This is a genomic window from Haemophilus sp. HMSC061E01 (genome assembly GCF_001810345.1).
Lineage (GTDB): Bacteria > Pseudomonadota > Gammaproteobacteria > Enterobacterales > Pasteurellaceae > Haemophilus_D.
This window is the reverse complement of the sequence record NZ_KV801015.1, coordinates 378,252-401,354: the sequence shown is the minus strand read 5'-3', so window position 1 is coordinate 401,354 and position 23,103 is coordinate 378,252. Positions and strand designations below refer to the sequence as shown.

Here is a 23,103-nt window from a genome sequence, read left to right as displayed (position 1 = left end):
AAAAAAAATGGCTAGTGCAAAAGGAGTGGGGGGAATGCACTAGCCAGTAGTGTGTTTGTAATAAAACAAGTTTACTATCTAAAACGAGACCCATTATATATTTAATTATATAAAGATCAAGAAAAAAATAAGGAAAAATTTCCTTATTTTTCGATATGTCGTTTTTGTGTTCGCAAATAGATGAAAAATCAACCGCACTTATGAATACAAACTTGGTCCATTTTCAGTTGGACGAGTTTTAAATCGGCGGTGTAGCCACATGTATTGTTCTACACCTTTTAAGATTTCTTTTTCCACAACTTTATTCATTCTTGCAGCGATTGCTGTTTCATCTGAAAGATCGGAAAAATCCACTGGTGGAGAAATACTGACTGTATAGCCTGAGCCGTCTTTATTACGCAATGGAGCAAAAGGGACAACTTTACAATTTGGTGCAGATTTAAGCAGATAATAACTGCCTGTCGTAGTTGCGGCTTCTTGTACAGCAAAGAAAGGTACGAATACTGCATTTTTTCGTCCGTAATCATGATCGGGCGCATACCAAATGGTTTCACCTTTACGTAAAGCTTTGAGCATGCCACGCAGATCTTTTCGATTCAGCATGTCTTTGTTTGAACGTAATCGACCTTTAATTTGTAACCAATCCAGTACAGGATTGTCATTGGGACGATAAACGCCTACGCCAGGATGATGTAAGCCCACAATACGCGCGCCTAACTCAAGAGTGAGGAAATGAACACCCACAAAGATAATGCCGTCTTGGGCGTTCTCTTTTAAATAATTTAACCCTTCAATTTTTGACCATTTTTTGATGCGCGCATCAGACCAAAACCACGCCATGCCGGTTTCAATAATCGCCATCCCAACTGCACGTAAATTTTCTTGCAAAATGGCTTCACGTTCTTGCTCAGGCATTTCTGGGAAGCAGAGTTCAAGGTTTCGGCGGGCAATCGCGGAACGACGTTTTCCCACTTTTAATTTTGAGAAAAGCCAGCCTAAGCCATTGCCAATATGACGTAGAATTGGATAGGGAAGTAACAAAAGGCTTCGCCAAATCGCCACACCAAGCCAAAACCCCCAGTATTTTGGGGCAAGAAAGTGCGGTTGAAATTGAGGGAGTTTTTCGTTTTTCATAATTCTTTTCTGGTTAGTTCGGCGTGTAGTTTATCGCAAATTTGAGTTGTGGTAAAATTGCGCCAAATTTTATTATCCCAACAGAGAGATTTCAAAATGGCTCAATATTCTGCCAATTTTAATCAAGCAAAAGTATTAGTGTTAGGCGATGTCATGCTTGACCGTTACTGGTTTGGTGCGACTAATCGTATTTCACCGGAAGCACCGGTTCCTGTGGTTCGTGTACAAGATAATGAAGAGCGTGCAGGTGGTGCAGCAAACGTGGCAATGAATATTGCTTCTCTTAATGTACCTGTGCAAATTTTAGGTTTAATTGGTCAAGATGAAACAGGTACAGCCTTAACCAATTTATTACAACATCAAAAAATTGATTGTAATTTTGTGGCATTGGATACTCACCCAACCATTACGAAATTACGTATTTTGTCTCGTCACCAACAATTACTTCGTTTGGATTTTGAAGAAGATTTCCAAAATGTGGAATGTCATGAGTTGCTTGCGAAATTAGAATCGGAAGTGAAAAACTTTGGTGCGTTAGTGCTTTCTGATTATGGTAAAGGCACGTTAAAAGATGTGCAAAAAATGATTCAAATTGCACGCAAAGCAAACGTACCAGTCTTGATCGATCCAAAAGGCACAGATTTTGAGCGTTATCGTGGTGCGACTTTACTGACGCCAAATATGTCAGAATTTGAAGCGGTGGTAGGTAAGTGTGATTCTGAAGAAGAAATTATTGAGAAAGGCTTAAAATTAATTTCAGACATCGAATTGACCGCACTTTTAGTGACGCGCTCTGAAAAAGGCATGACATTACTTCGTCCAAATCAAGAGCCGTTCCATTTACCAACCGTTGCCAAAGAAGTATTTGATGTAACAGGTGCGGGCGATACGGTAATCAGTGTTCTAGCAACCGCACTTGCAGATGGTCGTTCTTTTGAAGAATCTTGCTATTTAGCTAATGTGGCAGCAGGTATTGTTGTCGGTAAATTGGGTACATCAACCGTTTCTACTGTGGAATTAGAGAATGCAATCCATGGCCGTTCTGAAACGGGTTTCGGTATTATGTCTGAAAGCCAATTAAAAATTGCCGTAGATCATGCTAAAGCACGTGGTGAGAAAATTGTGATGACAAATGGTTGTTTCGACATTCTTCACCCTGGCCATGTGTCTTATTTAGAAAATGCTCGCAAACTTGGTGACCGTTTAATTGTTGCCGTAAATACGGATGATTCAGTCAAACGCTTAAAAGGTGAAAGTCGTCCAATTAACAATCTGAATGCACGTATGGCAGTATTGGCTGGTTTAGCTTCTGTGGATTGGGTAGTCTCTTTTGATGAAGATACACCACAACGTTTAATCGGTGAGATTTTACCGGATTTATTGGTAAAAGGCGGCGATTACAAACCTGAAGAGATTGCAGGTAGTAAAGAAGTGTGGGCGAACGGCGGCGATGTTCGCGTATTGAATTTCGAAAATGGCTGTTCAACTACAAACGTAATTGAAAAAATTAAAGCGCTGAAAGATTAATAACTTTATAAAAACAACGGGCAACCTGTTTCACAAGTTGCCCGTTTTTTATTTTAGAATTTATATCGGATATTGCCGAAATAAACACGACCTTCTTCTGGATAACCTGCTTGATAGTAGTAGTTTTTATCAAAGAGGTTTGATACTCCAGCTTCTAAACTTAATTCTGAAATAGGTTCATAGATCAATTTTGCATTGCTGTTTCCAAAACCAGAGAGTTTCACAGTATCACCGCCATCTAAATAATAACGGCCATGTTCCGCTTCTTGGCTCACATAAAGTGAAAGATTTGGTAACATTTTCCAATCAACAAATGCAAAGAATTTATGTTTTGGCACATTCTTAACAATGGTATCTTGGGTTTTATTTTTTGCATGGGTATAGGTGTAGTTAGCCCCTAACGTTAAATTATCGGTTGCAAAAACATTCACGGCTAATTCAACACCTTTAAAGGCTTCTTTGCCCACATTTTGATATTGATTGAGTTTTTTGCTAATCGCGACTTCTTCAATAGCATCTTTTACTTCAGAATAGAAAAGTGCACTATCCATTCTTAACCAATCGCCGAAGGTATGCATATAACTAGCTTCGTAATGGTAAGCGGTTTCTGGGCTTAAGAACGGATTCGGTTCAGTACGACCAAATCGGCGAGAATAACGTTCTTTCATTGTGGCAAAACGTGTTTTCTTCGCAAAACTTAGCGCAAATTCATCATTTTCAGAGAAATGATGGGCAAGTTTAATTTGATAATTAAAGGCGTGTTTATTACCGATATCAAACGGACAAATCGCATTTTTTTGGTGAGTTGATGCACATTGTTTTTCAAATTTCTCTGCACGGTGTGAATCGCGTTTGTCGTAGCTGATGCCCGTAATCAGAGAGGTTTGCTCATTAAAACGATGAGTATTTTCTAAACCAAAGCTGTAGGTACGATCTTTATTGACTGCGGTAGGTTCATCATCATTATGTTCGCGATGCACGTCATATTTAATGAGGGTAGAGAATTTTAAGCGGTCTTTGGAGGTTAAATCGCCGCCTAAATCAAAGCCAGCCCCATAGGCGTAGTCGCGGTAATAGCTATTAAAGCTTGATTTTTTCTTTTGAGTGCTGAATGTGGCATCATCAAAAGCACGTAGATCGTTTTTAAAGGTGTCATAAAATGCCTTCGTGTTCAATGTGAGATGATGGGCGCCAAATTCAGTATGGGAAAGGAAATAGATACTGTCTTTATCCCACATCGGCCAGCGCCAATAGCGTTCAAAACTATCAGCGCCAGAATAGAATGGTGATTCTTTGGTGCCTTTTTGTGTAGAGAACGCCAATGCGTATTCATTATGCTCATTTGGCGTATAAGCGACTTTCAAGCTTAATTTTTTATCATGTTGTTTAGAATTTTCTGCTCGACCACCATCATCGCCTTTGGGATTGATTTGTTGATAATGATGAGAAAGTTGTAAGCCTTGTTTTTCAATAAAAGAACCACTTACTTGCGCATAAAATAATTCTTGTTTAGTACCTAAATCAAAATCTGTTTTATTGGTTGCTGTACCACCACTTTTACCATGAGAAAAGCCATAGCCAATAGAACCTTCGATAGGTTGAGTTGGTTTTTTGGAAATTAAATTTACTGCACCACCCATCGTATTGGCGCCATAAAGCACAGAGCTTGCACCCTTAGAAATATCAATACGAGATAAATCAAAGGTGGTAAAACGGCCTAAGTCCATTTCACCATCATAAGGGACATAAACCGGAATACCATCCATAAATACCGGTACGCGACGAGCATTAAAACCACGTACTAATAAGTTGTATTCGTTGCGTGCGCCACCATGTTCGACAAACACACCCGATGTGCTTTTTGCCACATCAGATACACGATCTTGGTCATTTTTTTGTAATTCAGCTTGATCAATACGCGCGGTACTGAGATCACTCGCTTTTTCACCGATGACTTCAATTTGACCAAGAGTAAATACATTCTCGGCATAAGCAGGCAAGCAGGCCAAGCTAATGGCGATGCAAAGCAGTTTCTTTTCCATTGGAACATCCTTTTAGGTTGGGGTTGAAACGTAACTTCAATGCAATGGTGATCGCGGCGAAAATTTTCTCATCATTATGGGGGAAATTTTCTCGTAAAGTGCGGTTAGAATCGCTGAAGTTTATTTTTCCGTTAGCTAATTCGGTGAGTAAAATCGAAGGGGTGAGCTGAAGTTGCTCTGCAATTTGTAGAATTGAAAAGTGCTCAAACGTCATGATTAAACGATCTAAATTGCAATAGGTGGGATAGCGATTATGTGTCACTAAATCGTTAAATTGTTGCACAATTTTGACCGCTTTATTTTTTCGATTAAAGAAGTGTAAAGCCACGCCCAAAATAAGCAGTAACGCCGAACCTAAATGCAACTGAAAGATGCCTTGAATGGGCCACTGAAAGTAGATCCCTAAGCCGCTGAACAAGATGCCTACCAATCCTGCAATGAGCATAGAAAGCAAGCAAAACTTATAAATCACATCCCATTTCATTTTTTCACCTTTAGCTATGAATAATAAATGTTATATAATAAAAAACATAACGATGACATTCTACCAAAATTTATTTACTATGTTAAAAAATATATAGCGTTAAAATAAAGTCATCTCATTTTGAATCGCTAAAAAAAGAGGGAAGAATATGAAAAAATGGATAGGTATTGCACTTGCGCTTTGTGTATCAACCAGTGTATTTGCAACAGAAGAAATCGCTTATTTGGCGGGGGAATTACCTCCGTCAGCTAAAATTGAAAAAGTATTAAGTGCAGGTAATCCAGCTGATGTATTGCTCCTTTCAAGTGCGCCCAATAAATTACTGGGATTGGCGGGATTTAATATGGAAAAACGTGGAAAATTGTTTCCTGCAGCACAACAATCTTTACCAATCTTAGGAAAAATTGCCGGAAAAGGCAGCACGCTCTCGCCAGAGAAAATTGTGGCATTACAACCGAATTTAATTATTGATGTAGGCAATGTCACCCCAAACTATATCGACCAAGCCAAACGGACTTTTGAGCAAACGGGTGTACCTTATTTGCTATTAGATGGCAAACTCAGTGAAACACCCACTACTTTGCGTTATTTAGGGAAAGTGTTAGGCGTAGAAAATCTTACAGAACCTCAAGCGAAGTATGCCGAAGAAACCCTTAAACAAGCGGTCGAAAATGCCTCTAAATTGACCAAAACCTTCTATTTAGCTCGTAGTGCAGATGGCCTACAAACAGGGCAAAAAGGCTCTATTCATACAGAAGCCATTGAAATCGTGGGTTTAAAAAATGTGGTAGAAGGCGATCATAAAGGGCTTACGCAGGTTTCGATGGAACAGCTTTTATTATGGAATCCTGATGTAATTTTTAGCCAATACCCAGAGTTTTTGCAAACCTTAAAAGAGAATCCGCAATGGCAACAGTTAAGTGCGGTCAAAAATGGACACGTTTTTTTAATCCCAAATAATCCATTTGGTTGGTTAGATTCGCCACCTAGTGTGAACCGTTTGCTTGGCGTACGTTGGGTTTCGCATTTAATCAGCGGTAAACCTATGACTGAATTTGCAAAAGAAGTACAAACGTTTTATCACGTGTTCTATCAGATTGAATTAACGCCAGAACAAGCGACTCAATTGCTACATGATGTGAAATAGTTATGCCGTATTTTGTTCAACGTAATCCCAAACTCTTTTTCACTTCGCTAGTGATTTTATTAGTCGGCACCATTTTGCTTTCGTTGAATGTGGGGCGATTTCCGATTTCTCCCCTTCAACTGGGACAAGCGATTCGCTGTGTATTTGAAACGGAATGTCAAACGCCTTCTTCCGTTGAAACGGTGCTTTGGCATATTCGTACACCGCGTATTTTTGTTGCCTGTTTAGTGGGTGCCGCCCTGGCTGCTGCGGGGGCGACTTATCAAGGGATGTTTAAAAATCCGTTGGTTTCCCCTGATATCTTAGGGGTTTCAAGCGGTGCGGGACTTGGTGCTTCATTGGCGATTTTCTACAACTTACCGATGTTTTACGTGCAGCTTTTTGCCTTTAGTGGCGGTATCTTGGCAGTGTTATGTGTTTCGATGGTTGCATCAAGAAGCCGTAATCAAGATCCTATTTTGGTCTTAGTGCTTTCGGGGATTGCGATCGGTTCATTACTTGGCGCGGGCATTTCACTGTTAAAAATTTTAGCCGATCCTTTCACCCAATTACCTTCGATTACCTTTTGGTTATTAGGCAGTTTCACGGCTGTTGGCGTAAAAGAATTAAGTCAACTTACCCCTATTTTAATACTCGGTATTCTGCCGCTTTTCTTATTGCGTTGGCGCTTAAATCTGCTCGCTTTAGAAGAAGATGAGGCTAAAAGCCTCGGTATTCCTATCCAACGTACGCGTTATATTTTGATCATTTTTACCACACTTTGCACAGCAAGTGCGGTCTCCATTACGGGGATTATTGGCTGGGTCGGTTTGCTTGTGCCCCATATTGCACGATTATTAGTGGGCGCCAATTTCATTTTATTGCTGCCAACATCGTTGTTACTTGGTGCGAGTTTTTTACTTCTCACCGACACACTCGCCCGCACGGTTGCAAGCATTGAACTTCCCATCGGGATTTTAACCTCTGCTTGTGGCGCACCGTTTTTCCTCTATTTATTGTTGAGAGGGCGAAAATGAATTTAATTGAAACGCAACAATTGACGATTGGTTATGGCAATAAACCTCTGTTAGACAAGATCAATTTTGCATTAAAACCTCAGCAAATTTGCTGTTTACTTGGCGCCAATGGTGCAGGGAAAAGCACTTTCTTAAAAACCTTGCTTGGTTTGCAGCCTGCTCTCAATGGGCAAGTTTTCTTTCAAAATCGACCGCTTGCCACATATTCTGCCGCTGAATTAGCACGCGAAATTGCTTATGTACCGCAAGCGCATGCACAGCTTTTTTCTTTTCTGGTTCAAGATATGGTGTTGATGGGGCGTTCTGCATATCTAAAATGGTATCAAACCCCAAAAGCGGAAGATAAAGATCTTGCTATCGCGGCTTTAGCGGAATTACAAATAACCCACCTTGCTAAACGTTATTACCATGAACTCAGTGGGGGAGAAAAACAACTTGTGCTTATCGCCCGAGCCATTGCACAACAGGCGAAATTGTTGATTATGGACGAACCGACAGCCAGTCTTGATTTTGGTAACCAGATTAGAGTGTTGGAAAAAATTAAACAGTTACAACATCAAAATATCGCCTTACTGATTACGACTCACAATCCACAACAAGCGGTCTATTTAGCTGAAAATATTGCGATGCTCGATCAAGAATTTGGTTTCCAGCAAGGTGAAAAAAGTGAACTGATGACCTTTGAAAACCTCGCCAAAATTTACCGCACTTCAGTTCAGGAATTGCAAAAACATCTCAACATTTAAGGATAAACTATGATTTATTTCTCAGACAAAGAACTCGATGATTTTTTATTGGAAGATATTTATCGCGGCGACTTAACCACGCACGCATTAGGGCTAGAAAAAGTCCCTGCAAAAATTGAATTCAAACGTAAAAATGCCGGAGTAGTGGCAGGGATTTCGGTGGCAGAACGGTTACTGAAAAAATTAGACATTACGCCTCAGGTTTATGTGAATGAAGGGGAATCCGTTGAAGCAGGTGCTGTGTTGCTAAGTGCGGTCGATTCTGCGGACAAATTACAGCAGGCATGGAAAGTAGTGCAGCTTGTATTGGAATGGTCTTGTGGCGTGGCACAATACACGGCGGAGATGATTGCTAATGCCAAAGCCATTAACCCGCATGCGGTGGTGGCTTGTACCCGTAAAAGTATCCCGAATACCCGTAAACTGGCGACCAATGCGGTGCTGGCTGCTGGCGGACATATTCATCGTCAAGGCGTGAGTGAAACCTTACTGGTTTTCACAAATCATCGTAATTTATTGGCTGAACCGAATAACTGGGTGCATATTGTGGAAGCCTTAAAGCGTGAAGCACCAGAAAATAAGATCACTCTCGAAGCAGACAATTTTGCTCAATTCGAACAAATGATTACAGCCTCTCCTGATATTATTCAGCTAGATAAATGGTCGGTTGAAGACGTGAAAGCCGCCTTAGATCTCATTAACACGCAAGGCAAAACGATTACGCTTTCCGTCGCAGGTGGGGTGAATAAAAATAATGTGGCAGATTATGCCAAGTTAGGTATTCATTTGTTTATTACTTCTGCGCCTTATTATGCGGCACCAGAAGATATTAAGGTGGTAATTACTAAGGCATAGAATTTAAAGTGTTTCTTTACAATAATTCCTTGCTTTTATTGGCTTCAATCGTTAAAATTCAGGCTCCTTGTCATCGCTGAGTTAGAGATCGGCGAATGATGTATTAATAACACTACCTTTTAGGAGTAAAAAATGTCTCTAAGTACTGAAAAAAAAAGCAGCAATCGTTGCTGAATTTGGTCGCGATGCGAAAGATACTGGTTCTTCTGAAGTTCAAATCGCATTATTAACTGCACAAATCAACCACTTACAAGCTCACTTCGCTGAGCACAAAAAAGACCACCATGGTCGTCGTGGTTTATTACGTATGGTTTCTCGTCGTCGTAAACTTTTAGACTACTTAAAACGTACTGATCTTGCTTTATACCAAAGCACTATCGCTCGTTTAGGTTTACGTCGCTAATTTTTATTACGATAGTAAAAATAAAAGCCTTCGGATTGCCGAGGGCTTTTTTATTTTTTGTATATTAGAAAAATAAAAAAACGGTCAAAAATTTGACCGCTCTTTGTTAATTATTAGTTTGCAATGCCTTTATGACGAAGTAATGCGTCTAATTGAGGTTCACGTCCACGGAAGCGTTTGAATAAGACCATTGGTTCTTCAGAGCCACCGCGAGTGAGAATTTCATCCAAGAAAGATTTACCGGTAACTGGATTGAAAATTCCTTCTTCTTCAAAGCGAGAGAAGGCATCTGCAGATAACACTTCAGCCCATAAGTAGCTGTAATAACCGGCTGCGTAACCGCCCGCAAAAATATGGCTAAAGCTATGTGGTGTTCTTGCCCATTCAACGCCTTTAATTACGGCAACTTTATCTTTCACTGCTTTTAAGGTATCAAGTACTTGATTAGCTTTGCCTGGTTCAAAAGTATGATGAAGGGTAAAATCAAACAAGCCAAATTCAAGCTGACGTAACACAAACATCGCTGCTTGGTAGTTTTTCGCTTTGAGAAGTTGATTTAATTTTTCTTCTGGTAACGGTTCGTGCGTTTCAAAGTGACCAGAGATAAAATCAAGGGCTTCTTTTTCCCAACACCAGTTTTCCATAAATTGGCTTGGAAGTTCTACGGCATCCCAAGGCACCCCATTGATACCCGCAACATCTGGTACGTCAACTTTGGTGAGCATATGGTGAATTCCGTGACCAAACTCATGGAAGAGAGTCGTGACTTCATCATGGGTGAATAGTGCAGGTTTATCACCAATAGGTGCATTGAAGTTACAGGTTAAATAGGCAACAGGTTTTTGAATTGAACCGTCGGCATTGCGTTTTCTGCCGATACAATCATCCATCCATGCGCCGCCACGTTTATTTTCGCGCGCATAAAGATCGAGATAGAAACTGCCGCGTACTTCTCCCGTTTCATCAATTAAATCAAAGAAACGCACATCTTTATGCCAAGTATCTACGCCAAAACGTTCAACTGCACGAATATTAAAAATGCGTTTAATTAATTCAAATAAGCCCGAAATAACGCGATCTTCAGGGAAATAAGGACGAAGTTCTTCATCATTGATCGCATATAAATGTTGTTTTTGTTTTTCGGAATAGAAACTGATATCCCAAGGCGCAAGTTCAGTGACGCCAAATTCTTTTTCACAATAAGCTTTGAGTTCAGCTAATTCTTTCTCACCTTGTGCTTTTGAACGATACGCAAGGTTATTTAAGAAATCTAACACTTGTTGTGGATTTTCAGCCATTTTAGTGGCAAGTGAACGTTCAGTGTACGTATTGAAACCTAGCAATTTAGCTAATTCCACGCGTAACGTCATGATTTCTTCAATAATCGCGGTGTTATCCCATTTGCCTGCATTTGGACCTTGATCAGAAGCGCGAGTCGCATAAGCACGATACATTTCTTCGCGTAATGCCGCATTTTCACAATAGGTCATGATAGGCAAATAACTTGGGATTTCTAGCGTAAAGCGATAGCCTTTTAAGCCTTTGCTTTCAGCAGATTGTTTTGCTGCAAGTAATGCAGATTCAGGAAGACCTGCTAATTCACTTTCATCTTCAATGACTTTTTCCCAACCCATGGTGGCATCGAGTACATTATTGCTAAATTGTGCGCTTAATTCTGATAAGCGAGCAACAATCTCACCATAACGTTTTTGTTTTTCTTCAGATAAACCGATACCTGAAAGCTCAAAATCACGTAGTGCATTTTCAATGGCTTTCTTTTGCGCCACTGAATAAGTGGCAAATTCAGGACTATTTTTTAAGGCTAAATAAGCATTGTATAAGCCTTTGTGTTGGCCTACCCAAGTGCTGTATTCAGAGAGTAGTGGTAAGCAGGCTTGATACGCATCACGTAATTTAGGACTGTTTTTAACTGAATTTAAATGGGAGATGGGTGACCAAGCACGGCTTAGGTGTTCGCCTGCTTCAGAAAGCGGTTCAATAAAATTTTCCCAAGTAAAGTGCGGTTGTTTTAAAACTTGTTCAATGACTTGACGATTTTCTTCGATAAGTTCTTGGATTGCCGGTTGAATATGTTCTGGTTTGATTTGAGAAAACGGAGGTAAGCCTTCAATATGAAGTAATGGATTAGACATAAATATTCCTTTTGCTAACTGTTTCTTTAGTAAATTGCGACAAATTCTATAATATCAAGGTTGAAAAATCTAAAAAATCAGTAATAATTGCGTATCACTTTTATTTAGGGTTTATGATGAACGGCGCTTCCTTTTTTTCTATTATCATTTTTTCTGGCATCATTGCTCTTACGATTGTTATAGGTGTTGTTTCACTTAAGTTTTTCCCAAAAACTTCTTTAACCAAGGCTATGTATGTTGTTCTTGGATGCATTTCTTTAATATTAGGCGTTATTGGTATTTTTTTACCTATTCTTCCGACAACACCTTTTTTACTGCTTACACTTTATTCTTTTGCGAAAGGTTCTTCTCGTTTAGAACAATGGTTTTTAGGGACGAAGCTTTATCAAAAGCACCTAAAATCCTTTAATGAACGTCGTGCATTGACGAAAAAAGCAAAAATTTCTATTCTAACCTTTTCAACCACAATGCTTTTAATTGGCTTTTATTTTACCCCAAGTGTTGTGGGGCGAACGATCATTGCCATTTTAATTGCAGTAAAATACTGGTTCTTTTTCTTTTGGATTAAAACAGAAGACGTTGAAAATGGATAATTCTTTCTTTACTTGGCTTAAAAGTGCGGTCATTTTGGGTGTTGTTTTTGGATTGAGTGGTTGTGATAAATTAAACAGTCCTAAATCTACAAACACAGCAGCAGAAGAGCAACCAACACAAAGTCAGCCTATCGAACAAGAAAATACATCAAAACCGAGTAGGACTTTACTGACTCGGGCGTTTACTCATTCTCCTTCTTTTGAGCCTTGGTTTGTGCGTTATCCTGAACAAGAAAACTTATTGCGCGATTTATATGAAGGATTAACGGCTTATGATCAGGAAGGACGAATCGTGCCAGGTATCGCAGAAAGTTGGCAAACAAAAGACAACAAAACCTGGATCTTTACCTTACGTGAAGGGCTTCGTTGGTCAAACGGTGAACCTTTAGTCGCTCAAGATGTGATGCTTTCTTGGCAAGCTCTGTCTCAATCCAATAGTCCATTAAGAGCTTATTTGGCTTATCTTAATCTAAAAAATGCGAAAGGCGTTTTAGAAAAAAATAAACCTTTTAAGAGTTTAGGCATTTATGCGGAAAATGACCGCACTTTACGCATTGAGCTTGATAAACCAACACCGTATTTGCCGGAAATGTTAGCGCATATTAGCCTTGTGCCACAATATAGCGATCCTGATTCCCCTGTGACTAATGGGGCTTATATGATCGAAAGTGAAAGTGTGAGAAGCATACACTTAGCGAAAAACCCCTATTATTGGCAGAAAAATAATGTCGCTTTTGAGCGTGTAGAATATTTGCCTTTTATCGCCACTAAATTATCTCACTTTGATGTGGTGGTTGATGTGCCAGAAGTGCATTCAGATCTTCAGCATTTTCCACAGCTTTGCGGTTATTTTTATGAATTTAATCTGAAAGATCCTAAAGTTGCTAAGGCAGATGTGCGTAAGGCGATTGCGTCGTTGGTTTCGGTTACGAATATTGTGAATAATGAGATTCCAGCGGCAATTCCAAGTTCGTATTTTTTACCGAAAGCTATGTTAAATGGACAAGACTCAAGATGGGAACCCGTTGTTGCCGAGCAATTATTGGCTCAAAATAAAATTAATGAAAGACATCCACTGTATTTAAATGTGCTTTATGATGAAGCGCCATTGCATGTGAATATCGCGCAACGTTTAGTAGGGCAATTAACGCAATCAGATATGTTGCGTGTAGATGCTCAACCAGTCAATTGGCAAACATTACAGGCTAAACGCCAAAAAGGTGATTTCCAAGTCATTCGTTCAGGCTGGTGTGCGGACTTTAATCATCCGATGGCATTCTTGGGTTTGTTCTATTCCAAAAGTCCGGATAACAAAAATGGCTATGCTAATGCAGAATACGATCAACTTTTTGAGCAAGCATTGAAAAGCTTAAATGAAAAAGAGCGGTCAGAAATTTACTTAAAATTAAGTGAGAAGATCCAACAAGAAAACCTTGCTTTACCGCTTTTCCAATACACCACACCGGTTTATATTTCTCCTACTATTATGGGGGCGAAGAAAAATCCAGTGGGCGTCATTTACAGTAAGGATCTATGGCGAAAAGTTGAAAGCTAAAGCTGATTAAGAAAGTTGTTCATGATGTGGTGAACAACTTTTTTTATTAAATTTAATAAAGTGTAGAGTAACACTATTTACTTTTTATTTTTATACGATACAATACACAACAAATCAACCTAGAGGGAAATCCTTATGTTAAAAATGAATGATTTGGTTAAGCTTAGTCAAACGCCAAAATCTACGGTGCTGTACTATGTGAAAGAAGGTTTGTTGCCAGAACCAGTAAAAGATAAACCGAATTTTCATCTCTATGATGAATATTGTGTAGAGTTGCTCAGTTTTATTAAATATCTACAAAGCAATTTCAATGCGACGATTTCACAAATTAAAGCTCTTTTTGCTCATCCTCATTTTGATTGGAATAATCCTTATGAAAGCCTTATTGGATTATTGGATATCATCATGGGCGCTGAAAATGAAGTGTTCACTATTGAGCAATTATGTGAAGAATTTCATCTTTCTGCTAAACAAATCGAAGACATGGTAGCGGAAGGATTATTGAATCCTCGTGAAGGCATTTTTACAGCAAAAGAACGTGATATTTTGGCGATCTTGGCACGTTGTGATGAAGCCGAAATGGATGTAGTGAAAGCTTATTTGGCCGCTGCGAAAATGTTAGCGGAAAAAGAGGTGAACGTGACTTTAGCGGCATTAGCCAATAGCGAACAAAAAGATGAAAAATTAAAACATTTATTTGATTTATTGTTGGTGTTAAAACCTTATCTCTTGAATATGAAAACCTTTAATCTTTATCAAGCGGAGAGTGCGAAATGAAACTCTTAAAATATGCTGGCTTTGTGCCTTATTTAGCCATTGCCTTTATTAATGCCAGTGTGGATTTAGCACATAAAATTACCATTCAAAATGTGTTGCTGAAAAGTTTTTCAGGTGAGAGTTTGGTTGTTTTAACGGCATTAATTAATGCGATGATTTTATTGCCATTTATTTTCTTATTTTCGCCTTCGGCATTTATTAACGATAAATTTTCTCGCACCAATGTGATTCGCTATAGCAGTTTGGCGGCTGTGGTGATCAGTGCTGGGATTTTATTGAGTTATATGACGGGTATGTTTGCCATTTCCTTTGTACTGACATTGATTTTGGCAGCGCAAAGTGCGGTCTATTCTCCAGCCAAATATAGCATTATTAAATCAATTGTGGGCACTGAAAATATTGGTATGGCAAACGGTGTCATTCAAGCGCTTACTATTGTGGCCATTCTATTTAGTTCTTTTACATTTTCTTTCTTCTTTGAAGCGCATTATGTAGCATCAGATGATCCGAATGAAGTATTACAAAGTGTTTGGGTGATAGGTGTAGCATTAGTATTACTGAGTGCACTCGAAGCCTATTTTGCGTTTAAAATCCCATTCTTTAAGCAAGAAGCTGAAAATACAGATGGTCAGTTTGATATGAGAAAATACCTTTCTTTAGGGTATTTAAAAGATAACGTTCGCACATTAAAAGCAGATCAAAATATTTGGTTGAGTGTTATTGGATTAAGTCTGTTTTGGGGCGTGTCACAAATTATTGTGGCGGCATTCCCAGCACATTATAAAGCGATGTTCAATGAAGATAATGCTATTGTTATTCAAGCGATTCTTGCGGTGAGTGGAATAGGGCTTGCACTTGGTTCATATCTTGCGGGACGCGCTTCTCGTCTACATATTGAGTTAGGTATTGTTCCGCTTGGTGCGTTGGGCATTTGTGTGTCGTTATTCTTTTTAACCCTAGCCCAAAGCGGGGTGGTATTAGCACTTTGTTCTTTTGTCTTTGGTTTCTCTGGCGGTTTATTGATCGTGCCATTGAATGCGACTATTCAGTATTTCGCACCGGAGAAAATCAGCGGCAAAATCATGGCAGGTAACAACTTTGTACAAAACGTGTTCATGGTAGTGTTTTTGCTATTAAGCATTGTTTTTGTACAACTTAATGTTTCGACTCAAGGTTTATTCTTAGTGACGTCTGCTACATGTTTTGCTGCAAGTTTATATACTATGTCGAAAGTGCCTCATTTATTTACGCGTTTATTCTTGCTCTTTGCGTTAAAAGCGAATTACCGTTTTCATGTGGATGGCTTAAAAAATCTTCCACAAAGTGGTGGCGTGCTGTTATTAGGTAACCATATTAGCTGGATTGACTGGTTGGTGTTACAAGCGGCTAGCCCGCGTGCGATTAAATTTGTGATGTATCGTCCGATTTACAACAAATGGTATCTCACTTGGTTCTTCCGTATTTTCAAAGTCATCCCAATTGGTGGCGGTTCAAGCCGAGAATCTATTGAAACCATTCGTGAATATTTAGCGCGTGGCGAAGTGGTGGCTTTATTCCCAGAAGGCCATATCAGCTATAACGGTCAAATTAATGAGTTCCAAAAAGGCTTTGAGCACGTATTAAAAGATTTAGAGAATGTGACGACTGTTCCTTTCTATTTACGTGGATTATGGGGTAGCAGTTTCTCCCGCGCAGATTCTTTCTATAAGAATTTAACTAAACGCCAAGGTAAACGTGAAATTTTAGTGGCATTTGGTAAACCAATTCATGGCTTTATTGATGCGACAGCGATGAAGCAAAAAGTACTCGAACTTTCTTTCTCCGTATGGGAAAAAGTCATGAGTAAACGTAAACCGCTGATGCACCATTGGTTGAGTTCAGCAAAATCGAATTTATTCAAAGAAGCTACCGTGGATGCACAAGGCACCAAACTCAATAACCTGAAATTTATTGCTGCAGTGCTAATGTTTGTGAAAACCTTAAAAACTGCTTTAGGGAATGAAAAAAATATTGGTGTGTTATTACCAAGTTCATCAATTGGGGCAATTATTAATATGACCCTAATGGTGATGGGCAAAGTACCGGTAAATTTAAACTACACACTAAGCCCAGAAGTGATGGAAAAAGCGTTGAAAAAAGCCAACATTTCGCAAGTCATTACCTCTGAAAAATTCTTGGATAAGTTGAACGCAAAAGGTTTTGATTTTAGCCAAGTGGTGGCTGATAAAGCCCTCTTTATGGAAAATTTAGGGAAATCGATAACTAAAGCGAATAAAGTGCGGTCATTTTTAACCGCGTTTTTGGCGCCACAATGGTGGATTAAATTACGTTACTTTGCAGACGTAAGCTTGGAAGATACTGCAACCATCTTATTCAGTAGTGGTAGTGAAGGTGATCCAAAAGGCATTGAATTAAGCCATAAAAACTTACTGACAAATATTAAACAGATCGGTGAATTATTAAACTTCCACAAAGATGATGTGATTTTGAATTCCTTACCCATTTTCCACTCATTCGGCTTAACAGTAACAACTTTATTGCCATTGTGTGAAGGCATTAAAATGGTAAGTGTAGCGGATCCGACAGATGGGGCGACAGTAGGAAAAATGTGTGCTCGACATCGGGTGAGTATTTTATTTGGTACTTCAACTTTCTTTAGATTATATGTACGCAATAAGAAATTCCATCCGTTAATGCTACAAAACGTGCGTATGGTTATTGCAGGTGCCGAAAAATTGAAAGCAGATGTAAAAGAAGCCTTTAAACTTAAATTTGGCTTGGAAATTTACGAAGGTTATGGTGCGACTGAAACAGCACCAGTGGCTAGTGTGAATATGCCTAATTTACTGGATCCGGAAACCTTACAGGAATTTACCTTCAATCAAACCGGTACAGTTGGTATGCCATTACCGGGCACCATTATTAAAATTGTCGATCCAGAAAGCTTGCAAGAATTACCAGTCGGCGAAGACGGTTTGATCTTGATTGGTGGTGGACAAGTCATGAAAGGTTATTTGGATGCCCCTGAAAAAACAGCAGAAGTGATTGTTGAAATTGACGGTGTACGTTATTACAAAACCGGCGATAAAGGCCATATCGATCATAACGGCTTTATTACCATTGTGGATCGTTATTCTCGATTTGCTAAAGTAGGTGGCGAAATGATCAGTCTCGGCAGCGTGGAAGAGAAACTTTCACAAGTATTTGATGAAGAAACTCAATTTGTTGCCGTTGCCTTGAGTGATGATAAAAAAGGCGAGAGCATTGTGCTTTTAATCAAGTCTGCGCTTTCTTTAGATGAAATCAATGAACGTATTAAAGGATTAAATGTTCCACCAATTATGCTACCAAGCCAAATCTTCTTAGTGGATGAAATTCCAATGCTTGGAAGTGGTAAAGTGGATTTCAAAGGCGCGAAGAATCTGGCGATGAGTCTGGTTAAGTAAAGAACATCGTAATAAATAAAAGAGCGGTCAATTTGACCGCTCTTTTTGTTATTTAATGAACCTCATTTAGGTGTTTTTCAGCTTCCGTAACCTTACATCAACGTACCGACATATTTTAACATGACCCCAGCGGCAATAGCTGAGCCAATTACACCCGCAACGTTTGGTCCCATTGCGTGCATAAGTAGGAAGTTTTGGTTATCCGCTTCCAATCCGATTTTGTTAGAAACGCGAGCTGCCATAGGAACAGCAGATACACCAGCAGAACCAATGAGCGGGTTAATTTTGTTTTTGCTGAATTTGTTCATCAATTTTGCCATTAATACACCGCTACCTGTACCGATTCCGAAAGCAATTACACCAAGAATTAAAATGCCTAATGTTTGCGGTTGTAGGAATTTATCGGCGATAAGTTTAGAGCCTACAGACAAGCCAAGCACGATGGTTACAATGTTAATCAAGGCGTTTTGTGTGGTATCGCTTAAACGTTCAACTACGCCACTTACGCGCATGAGATTACCGAAACAGAACATCCCAAGTAATGGGGCTGCATCAGGTAAGAGTAAACCAACGAGCAACAGCAAAATAACCGGGAACAAGACTTTTTCACGATTACTCACATGGCGCATTTGCGTCATGCGGATTTTGCGTTCTTCTTCTGTGGTTAACGCTTTCATAATCGGTGGTTGAATCAACGGCACTAATGCCATGTAAGAATAGGCCGCTACGGCAATCGCGCCAAGCAATTCAGGTGCCAGTTTACTTGTGAGATAAATCGCTGTCGGACCATCCGCACCACCGATAATACCGATAGACGCGGCTTGAGGCAGCGTAAATTCGATAATACCGAAATAATTTAACGCTAGCGCACCGAGTACAGTAGCGAAAATACCGAATTGAGCAGCCGCACCAAGTAGCAATGTTTTCGGATTGGCTAATAACGGGCCAAAATCTGTCATTGCACCTACGCCCATAAAAATGACCAATGGTGCAATGCCGTAGCTGATCGCAACTTTATAGAACAATGCTAAAATACCAGCACTATAACCCATATCCACAGATAACGCTTCTAATTGATTTATCATCGATATCGGCGCAGAATTTAGTGCTGTTTTTATCAAGGCTGGATCGGGTGGTACACCCAATTGCGAAGCGATTACGGCAATTTGTTCTGGTGAGCCGAGATGAAGCAAATTCTCCAATGCTGTCATAGCAAGACCAGCCTCAGGGATATTTGATAATAGTCCGCCGAAACCAATTGGCAGTAACAACAATGGTTCAAATTTGCGCGAAATGGCAAGCCATAGCAACAGTAGGCTCACAGCGATCATCACTGCTTGCCCCCATTGCAGATGGAATATACCCATCCCTTTAATTAACGCAATAATACTCTCCATAGACCATTCCTTATGCTAAGGTCATCACGGTGTCACCTACGGCGACAGCATCACCGGCTTTGACGCAAATGCCACGCACGGTACCAGCCTGTGCGGCTTTCACTTCGGTTTCCATTTTCATGGCTTCGAGAATGAATAATACATCGCCAGCTGCTACGGTTTGACCTTCTGTTGCAACAACTTTCCAAATATTACCTGCCATCGGAGCCGTTACCGGTGTGCCGCCCATTGCTGGCGCTGGAGTCGTTTGTGGCACAGCTTGAGGAGCAGTAGTCGCGACATGAGAGATATCACCGCCCTCACTTACTTTCACCACAAAGGCTTTACCTTCCAATTCCACAGTATAAATAGCGGAGCCAGAAGCAGCTGGTGCAGCTTTAGAAACAGGTTTATTTTCCACCGCACTTTCATTACCAGTTGGAGCGGGTTCAAAGGCTGCAGGGTTGTTGCGGTTCTCTAAGAATTTCCACGCAATTTGCGGGAAGAGCGCCACGATTAAAGCATCATCTACAGCGTTGTCTGCCAATTTCACCCCTTTCGATTTAGCTTGTTCTGAAACTTCCGCTTCAATTTTTGCCATTTCAGGTGCAATGTGATCGGCTGGACGGTCAGTTACTGGTGCCGCACCTTCTAATACTCGAGCTTGCAATGCGCTATCTACCGGTGCAGGTGTTTTACCGTATTCACCTTTTAAAATACCGGCAGTTTCTTTCGCAATGGTTTTGTAGCGTTCACCAGTGAGAACATTAATAACCGACTGTGTACCAACAATTTGAGAGGTTGGTGTAACGAGAGGAATATAACCTAAATCTTTGCGTACGCGTGGGATTTCTTCTAATACTAAATCTAATTTATCGGACGCATTTTGTTGTTTTAATTGGTTTTCCAAGTTAGTAAGCATGCCGCCTGGCACTTGTGCTACTAAAATACGGCTATCTACACCGCGTAATTGGCCTTCAAATTTGGCATATTTTTTACGCACATTACGGAAATAGGCAGCAATTTTTTCCAAGCGAGGAATATCCAAACCGGTGTCATATTCAGTACCTTGTAAGGTGGCGACTAGGGATTCAGTTGCAGGGTGACCATAAGTGCCTGACATAGAAGAAATTGCCGTATCAATACCATCTACACCAGCTTCAACCGCTTTTAATAGCGCCATTTCTGCCATACCAGTAGTAGAGTGGCAGTGTAAATGCAATTCAACGTCGAAACGTTTTTTGATTTCGCGCACTAAGTCTGCAGCCGCCATTGGGTTTAGAATACCTGACATGTCTTTGATAACCAAACTATCGATACCGATTTCAAGCAATTGTTCAGTCGTATCAAGCCAGGTTTGCATGGTATGAACTGGGCTGGTGGTATAACTTAAAGTCCCTTGAGCATGACCACCAAATTTACGTACTGCTTGCAACGCGGCTTTCATATTACGCGGGTCATTGAGCGCATCGAATACTCGGAAAACATCCATACCATTCGCTACACAACGTTCTACGAAGCGTTCTACTACATCATCAGCATAGTGGCGATAGCCTAATAGGTTTTGGCCACGTAATAACATTTGTAATGGAGTTTTTGGACAAGCTTTTTTCAATTCACGCAAACGAACCCAAGGATCTTCACCTAAAAAGCGAATACAGCTATCAAATGTTGCACCGCCCCAAGCTTCCAACGACCAATAGCCAATATCATCTAATTCATGAGCAATTGGTAACATATCATCAAGACGCAAACGAGTTGCGAAAAGTGATTGGTGGGCATCACGAAGCACCAGTTCTGTCATTTTAATTTTTTTAGCCATGGTAAAATCCTTATTTTATTTGAACTGTTGGGTACGGCGATGGTGTGCGATAGCCGCTGCAATCACAGGACGTAACCGCTCAAAATCGTCAGTAGGTGCCGCAGAAAGTGCGGTTGAATTTTGGGAAGTTTTGGGTTCGGGTTGAGGTTCTGGAAAGAATCGGTTGATAAGTTTAGACATCAATCCAATTGCCCAAATTAAAATGAGCAAAAAGACCAATACAAAACCCATCCCTGAAAACATCAGGTTAATTCCTTCGCCTATAAGTGCAGAGGGAGTCATCATTTTTCTTCCTTATTTGCTTGAAAAAATGGACAATTTTATTCTAATCGATCTGTTTTAATAAAACTGTGATGAAGATCATAATTTGAAATATAGGCACACAATAAAAGTGGAAATGTGCGGTTGATTTTGAAGTATTTTGGCGTGAGTTAAATATTATTAATGAGGTATTTCTACTGAAACATACGTTATACAAAGCGTGTAAAAATTAAAAGGACTAAGTCCTATAGTGACAGAACTTAGTCCTTGAATTAAATGAATCTCGATTTGTTAATAGAAAGGAAAATTATTCTACTTTTACAATCCAGCCTTCAGGTGCTTCCACATCACCGAATTGGATGCCGGTTAGCTCGTTGTAAAGTTTACGTGTAACAGGGCCTACTTCAGTTTCTGAATAGAACACGTGGAATTTACCTTTGTGTTGAATACCACCTACTGGCGTAATCACTGCGGCAGTACCGCAAGCACCCGCTTCGGCGAATTGATCAAGTTGATCAATATAGACATCGCCTTCAATGGCTTCCATACCTAAACGTTCTTTTGCAATGTGAAGTAATGAGTATTTCGTGATACTTGGTAAAATGGATTCAGATGCTGGCGTGATAAATTTATTATCTTTGGTAATACCAAAGAAGTTTGCCGCACCCACTTCTTCAATCTTAGTGTGAGTTTTTGGATCAAGATAGATCGCATCAGCAAATTTACGTTCAGGTGTGCCAGCTTCAGCTGCTAATTCATGAGGAAGTAAGCTTGCCGCATAGTTACCACCTACTTTTACACCACCGGTCCCCATCGGAGCCGCACGGTCGTAATCAGTTGTAATGAAGTTAGATGGCGCTAAACCACCTTTGAAGTATGCGCCGACAGGGCAGCAGAATACAGAGAAAATAAATTCTGGTGCGGTTTTTACACCGATATTCGCACCCGTACCAAAGAGGAATGGACGTAAATATAATGTTGCGCCAGAGCCGTAAGGACCTAACCATTCTTGGTTTGCTTTCACTACTTCTTTACAAGCGCGGATAAATAATTCTGTTGGCACTTGTGGCATTAATAAACGATCAGAGGTGTGTTGCATACGTTTTGCATTTTGATCAGGACGGAATAAGTTGATTGAACCATCTTTACAACGATAGGCTTTTAAGCCTTCAAAGCATTGTTGACCGTAGTGAATTGCAGTTGAACCTTCGTGGATATGTAGCATATTATCAGTGGTAAGTTTCCCTTCATCCCATTTACCATCTTTCCAATGTGCGATGAAACGATAATCTGTTTTGATATAACTAAATCCAAGATTGTTCCAGTCTAAGTCTTTCATTTTGCTTCCTTAATTTGTATAAATAATTTTATGAATGGAAATGCAGTTAATCTACACCATAACGGCTACTATGAAAACCTTTAAACACAAAAATATTGTGATTTCTCAAAATTTTTATTGGATTTTTAAATTTGTGAAGTTGGTCAGGAAATAAAATTTTGCTTATGTTAGAATGCGGGAATAAAAAAACGCCGCTCGAAACGAGCAGCGCTTAACCAGAATGGTTTAATATATACAGGAAGTAAATGAGTAACTTAATTGTTACTCCAGTTCGGAGAACCGAACTATATGCAAACACAACATCATACTTAAGTCTGAAACTCATTAACTTGTAAGGAATTACCAATCATTAAGTATGGGTGTATTGTAGGTAGAAGGTGATGGAAGGACAAATGATGTTTTTTTATTTGACGCATAAAAAAAACTA

18 protein-coding genes are annotated in these 23,103 nt (G+C 39.8%); 10 read left to right on the top strand and 8 right to left on the bottom strand.

Annotation, left to right across the window (positions count from 1 at the left end; translation table 11 throughout):
- Positions 1 to 198: 198 nt before the first annotated feature.
- Positions 199 to 1,134, bottom strand: a complete 936-nt coding sequence (locus HMPREF2732_RS07905; protein WP_070592354.1) for a Kdo(2)-lipid IV(A) acyltransferase — start codon at positions 1,132 to 1,134, stop codon at positions 199 to 201.
- A 96-nt stretch (positions 1,135 to 1,230) separates the two neighbouring features.
- Here HMPREF2732_RS07905 and hldE point away from each other — a divergent pair, with 96 nt between their 5' ends.
- Positions 1,231 to 2,661 carry a bifunctional D-glycero-beta-D-manno-heptose-7-phosphate kinase/D-glycero-beta-D-manno-heptose 1-phosphate adenylyltransferase HldE gene (gene hldE / locus HMPREF2732_RS07900; protein WP_070592353.1) on the top strand — a complete coding sequence of 477 codons (1,431 nt, stop codon included), beginning with the start codon at positions 1,231 to 1,233 and terminating at the stop codon, positions 2,659 to 2,661.
- A 53-nt stretch (positions 2,662 to 2,714) separates the two neighbouring features.
- Here the strand turns inward: hldE and HMPREF2732_RS07895 are convergent, their stop codons facing one another.
- On the bottom strand, positions 2,715 to 4,703 hold the full coding sequence (locus HMPREF2732_RS07895) for a TonB-dependent receptor plug domain-containing protein (RefSeq protein ID WP_070592352.1): 1,989 nt from the start codon (positions 4,701 to 4,703) through the stop codon (positions 2,715 to 2,717).
- Complete coding sequence (locus HMPREF2732_RS07890; RefSeq protein ID WP_070592351.1) at positions 4,672 to 5,187, bottom strand: hypothetical protein; 516 nt, start codon at positions 5,185 to 5,187, stop codon at positions 4,672 to 4,674. The genes HMPREF2732_RS07895 and HMPREF2732_RS07890 overlap by 32 nt, the downstream gene beginning before the upstream one ends.
- Before the next feature lie 148 nt (positions 5,188 to 5,335).
- Here HMPREF2732_RS07890 and HMPREF2732_RS07885 point away from each other — a divergent pair, with 148 nt between their 5' ends.
- From HMPREF2732_RS07885 to rpsO, 5 genes are all read left to right on the top strand, one after another.
- Entirely contained in the window at positions 5,336 to 6,334 is a 999-nt protein-coding gene (locus HMPREF2732_RS07885; RefSeq protein ID WP_070592350.1) for an iron ABC transporter substrate-binding protein, read from the top strand.
- A gap of 2 nt (positions 6,335 to 6,336) precedes the next feature.
- Positions 6,337 to 7,350, top strand: coding sequence for a FecCD family ABC transporter permease (locus HMPREF2732_RS07880; protein WP_070592349.1), 1,014 nt, complete (start codon positions 6,337 to 6,339; stop codon positions 7,348 to 7,350).
- Positions 7,347 to 8,096, top strand: coding sequence for an ABC transporter ATP-binding protein (locus tag HMPREF2732_RS07875; RefSeq protein ID WP_070592348.1), 750 nt, complete (start codon positions 7,347 to 7,349; stop codon positions 8,094 to 8,096). The genes HMPREF2732_RS07880 and HMPREF2732_RS07875 overlap by 4 nt, the downstream gene beginning before the upstream one ends.
- Positions 8,097 to 8,105: 9 nt before the next feature.
- Positions 8,106 to 8,951 (top strand): ModD protein, encoded by an 846-nt coding sequence (gene modD / locus HMPREF2732_RS07870; RefSeq protein ID WP_049384098.1) that lies wholly within the window; start codon positions 8,106 to 8,108, stop codon positions 8,949 to 8,951.
- Between the two features lie 145 nt (positions 8,952 to 9,096).
- Positions 9,097 to 9,354 (top strand): 30S ribosomal protein S15, encoded by a 258-nt coding sequence (gene rpsO, locus HMPREF2732_RS07865; RefSeq protein ID WP_148129049.1) that lies wholly within the window; start codon positions 9,097 to 9,099, stop codon positions 9,352 to 9,354.
- Between the two features lie 113 nt (positions 9,355 to 9,467).
- Here the strand turns inward: rpsO and prlC are convergent, their stop codons facing one another.
- Positions 9,468 to 11,507, bottom strand: coding sequence for an oligopeptidase A (prlC, locus tag HMPREF2732_RS07860; RefSeq protein ID WP_070592347.1), 2,040 nt, complete (start codon positions 11,505 to 11,507; stop codon positions 9,468 to 9,470).
- Positions 11,508 to 11,737: 230 nt separating this feature from the next.
- Here prlC and HMPREF2732_RS07855 point away from each other — a divergent pair, with 230 nt between their 5' ends.
- The 4 genes from HMPREF2732_RS07855 to HMPREF2732_RS07840 all read left to right on the top strand — a co-directional run bounded on the left by HMPREF2732_RS07855 (position 11,738) and on the right by HMPREF2732_RS07840 (position 17,878).
- Positions 11,738 to 12,100, top strand: a complete 363-nt coding sequence (locus HMPREF2732_RS07855; protein ID WP_070592490.1) for a YbaN family protein — start codon at positions 11,738 to 11,740, stop codon at positions 12,098 to 12,100.
- Positions 12,093 to 13,655, top strand: coding sequence for a peptide ABC transporter substrate-binding protein (locus HMPREF2732_RS07850; protein ID WP_070592346.1), 1,563 nt, complete (start codon positions 12,093 to 12,095; stop codon positions 13,653 to 13,655). The genes HMPREF2732_RS07855 and HMPREF2732_RS07850 overlap by 8 nt, the downstream gene beginning before the upstream one ends.
- A gap of 135 nt (positions 13,656 to 13,790) precedes the next feature.
- Complete coding sequence (locus HMPREF2732_RS07845) at positions 13,791 to 14,432, top strand: MerR family transcriptional regulator (protein WP_070592345.1); 642 nt, start codon at positions 13,791 to 13,793, stop codon at positions 14,430 to 14,432.
- Positions 14,429 to 17,878, top strand: a complete 3,450-nt coding sequence (locus HMPREF2732_RS07840) for an acyl-[ACP]--phospholipid O-acyltransferase (protein WP_070592344.1) — start codon at positions 14,429 to 14,431, stop codon at positions 17,876 to 17,878. The genes HMPREF2732_RS07845 and HMPREF2732_RS07840 overlap by 4 nt, the downstream gene beginning before the upstream one ends.
- Before the next feature lie 92 nt (positions 17,879 to 17,970).
- On the opposite strand, the gene HMPREF2732_RS07835 is transcribed toward HMPREF2732_RS07840, so the two are convergent.
- From HMPREF2732_RS07835 to HMPREF2732_RS07820, 4 genes are all read right to left on the bottom strand, one after another.
- The gene (locus HMPREF2732_RS07835) at positions 17,971 to 19,275 is read right to left on the bottom strand and encodes a sodium ion-translocating decarboxylase subunit beta (protein ID WP_070592343.1); all 1,305 of its coding nucleotides are present in this window, start codon (positions 19,273 to 19,275) and stop codon (positions 17,971 to 17,973) included.
- 10 nt (positions 19,276 to 19,285) lie between these two features.
- Positions 19,286 to 21,076 (bottom strand): sodium-extruding oxaloacetate decarboxylase subunit alpha, encoded by a 1,791-nt coding sequence (gene oadA, locus HMPREF2732_RS07830; RefSeq protein ID WP_070592342.1) that lies wholly within the window; start codon positions 21,074 to 21,076, stop codon positions 19,286 to 19,288.
- Positions 21,077 to 21,091: 15 nt separating this feature from the next.
- Entirely contained in the window at positions 21,092 to 21,358 is a 267-nt protein-coding gene (locus HMPREF2732_RS07825; protein ID WP_049366163.1) for an oxaloacetate decarboxylase subunit gamma, read from the bottom strand.
- Positions 21,359 to 21,644: 286 nt separating this feature from the next.
- On the bottom strand, positions 21,645 to 22,676 hold the full coding sequence (locus tag HMPREF2732_RS07820; RefSeq protein ID WP_070592341.1) for a branched-chain amino acid aminotransferase: 1,032 nt from the start codon (positions 22,674 to 22,676) through the stop codon (positions 21,645 to 21,647).
- Between the last annotated feature and the right edge of the window lie 427 nt (positions 22,677 to 23,103).

What these genes read in the sequence shown, in the direction of transcription:
- HMPREF2732_RS07905 (WP_070592354.1), bottom strand. Translation starts at nt 1,134, where the DNA reads ATGAAAAACGAAAAACTCCCTCAATTTCAACCGCACTTTCTTGCCCCA.
- hldE (WP_070592353.1), top strand. Translation starts at nt 1,231, where the DNA reads ATGGCTCAATATTCTGCCAATTTTAATCAAGCAAAAGTATTAGTGTTA.
- HMPREF2732_RS07895 (WP_070592352.1), bottom strand. Translation starts at nt 4,703, where the DNA reads ATGGAAAAGAAACTGCTTTGCATCGCCATTAGCTTGGCCTGCTTGCCT.
- HMPREF2732_RS07890 (WP_070592351.1), bottom strand. Translation starts at nt 5,187, where the DNA reads ATGAAATGGGATGTGATTTATAAGTTTTGCTTGCTTTCTATGCTCATT.
- HMPREF2732_RS07885 (WP_070592350.1), top strand. Translation starts at nt 5,336, where the DNA reads ATGAAAAAATGGATAGGTATTGCACTTGCGCTTTGTGTATCAACCAGT.
- HMPREF2732_RS07880 (WP_070592349.1), top strand. Translation starts at nt 6,337, where the DNA reads ATGCCGTATTTTGTTCAACGTAATCCCAAACTCTTTTTCACTTCGCTA.
- HMPREF2732_RS07875 (WP_070592348.1), top strand. Translation starts at nt 7,347, where the DNA reads ATGAATTTAATTGAAACGCAACAATTGACGATTGGTTATGGCAATAAA.
- modD (WP_049384098.1), top strand. Translation starts at nt 8,106, where the DNA reads ATGATTTATTTCTCAGACAAAGAACTCGATGATTTTTTATTGGAAGAT.
- prlC (WP_070592347.1), bottom strand. Translation starts at nt 11,507, where the DNA reads ATGTCTAATCCATTACTTCATATTGAAGGCTTACCTCCGTTTTCTCAA.
- HMPREF2732_RS07855 (WP_070592490.1), top strand. Translation starts at nt 11,738, where the DNA reads ATGTATGTTGTTCTTGGATGCATTTCTTTAATATTAGGCGTTATTGGT.
- HMPREF2732_RS07850 (WP_070592346.1), top strand. Translation starts at nt 12,093, where the DNA reads ATGGATAATTCTTTCTTTACTTGGCTTAAAAGTGCGGTCATTTTGGGT.
- HMPREF2732_RS07845 (WP_070592345.1), top strand. Translation starts at nt 13,791, where the DNA reads ATGTTAAAAATGAATGATTTGGTTAAGCTTAGTCAAACGCCAAAATCT.
- HMPREF2732_RS07840 (WP_070592344.1), top strand. Translation starts at nt 14,429, where the DNA reads ATGAAACTCTTAAAATATGCTGGCTTTGTGCCTTATTTAGCCATTGCC.
- HMPREF2732_RS07835 (WP_070592343.1), bottom strand. Translation starts at nt 19,275, where the DNA reads ATGGAGAGTATTATTGCGTTAATTAAAGGGATGGGTATATTCCATCTG.
- oadA (WP_070592342.1), bottom strand. Translation starts at nt 21,076, where the DNA reads ATGGCTAAAAAAATTAAAATGACAGAACTGGTGCTTCGTGATGCCCAC.
- HMPREF2732_RS07825 (WP_049366163.1), bottom strand. Translation starts at nt 21,358, where the DNA reads ATGACTCCCTCTGCACTTATAGGCGAAGGAATTAACCTGATGTTTTCA.
- HMPREF2732_RS07820 (WP_070592341.1), bottom strand. Translation starts at nt 22,676, where the DNA reads ATGAAAGACTTAGACTGGAACAATCTTGGATTTAGTTATATCAAAACA.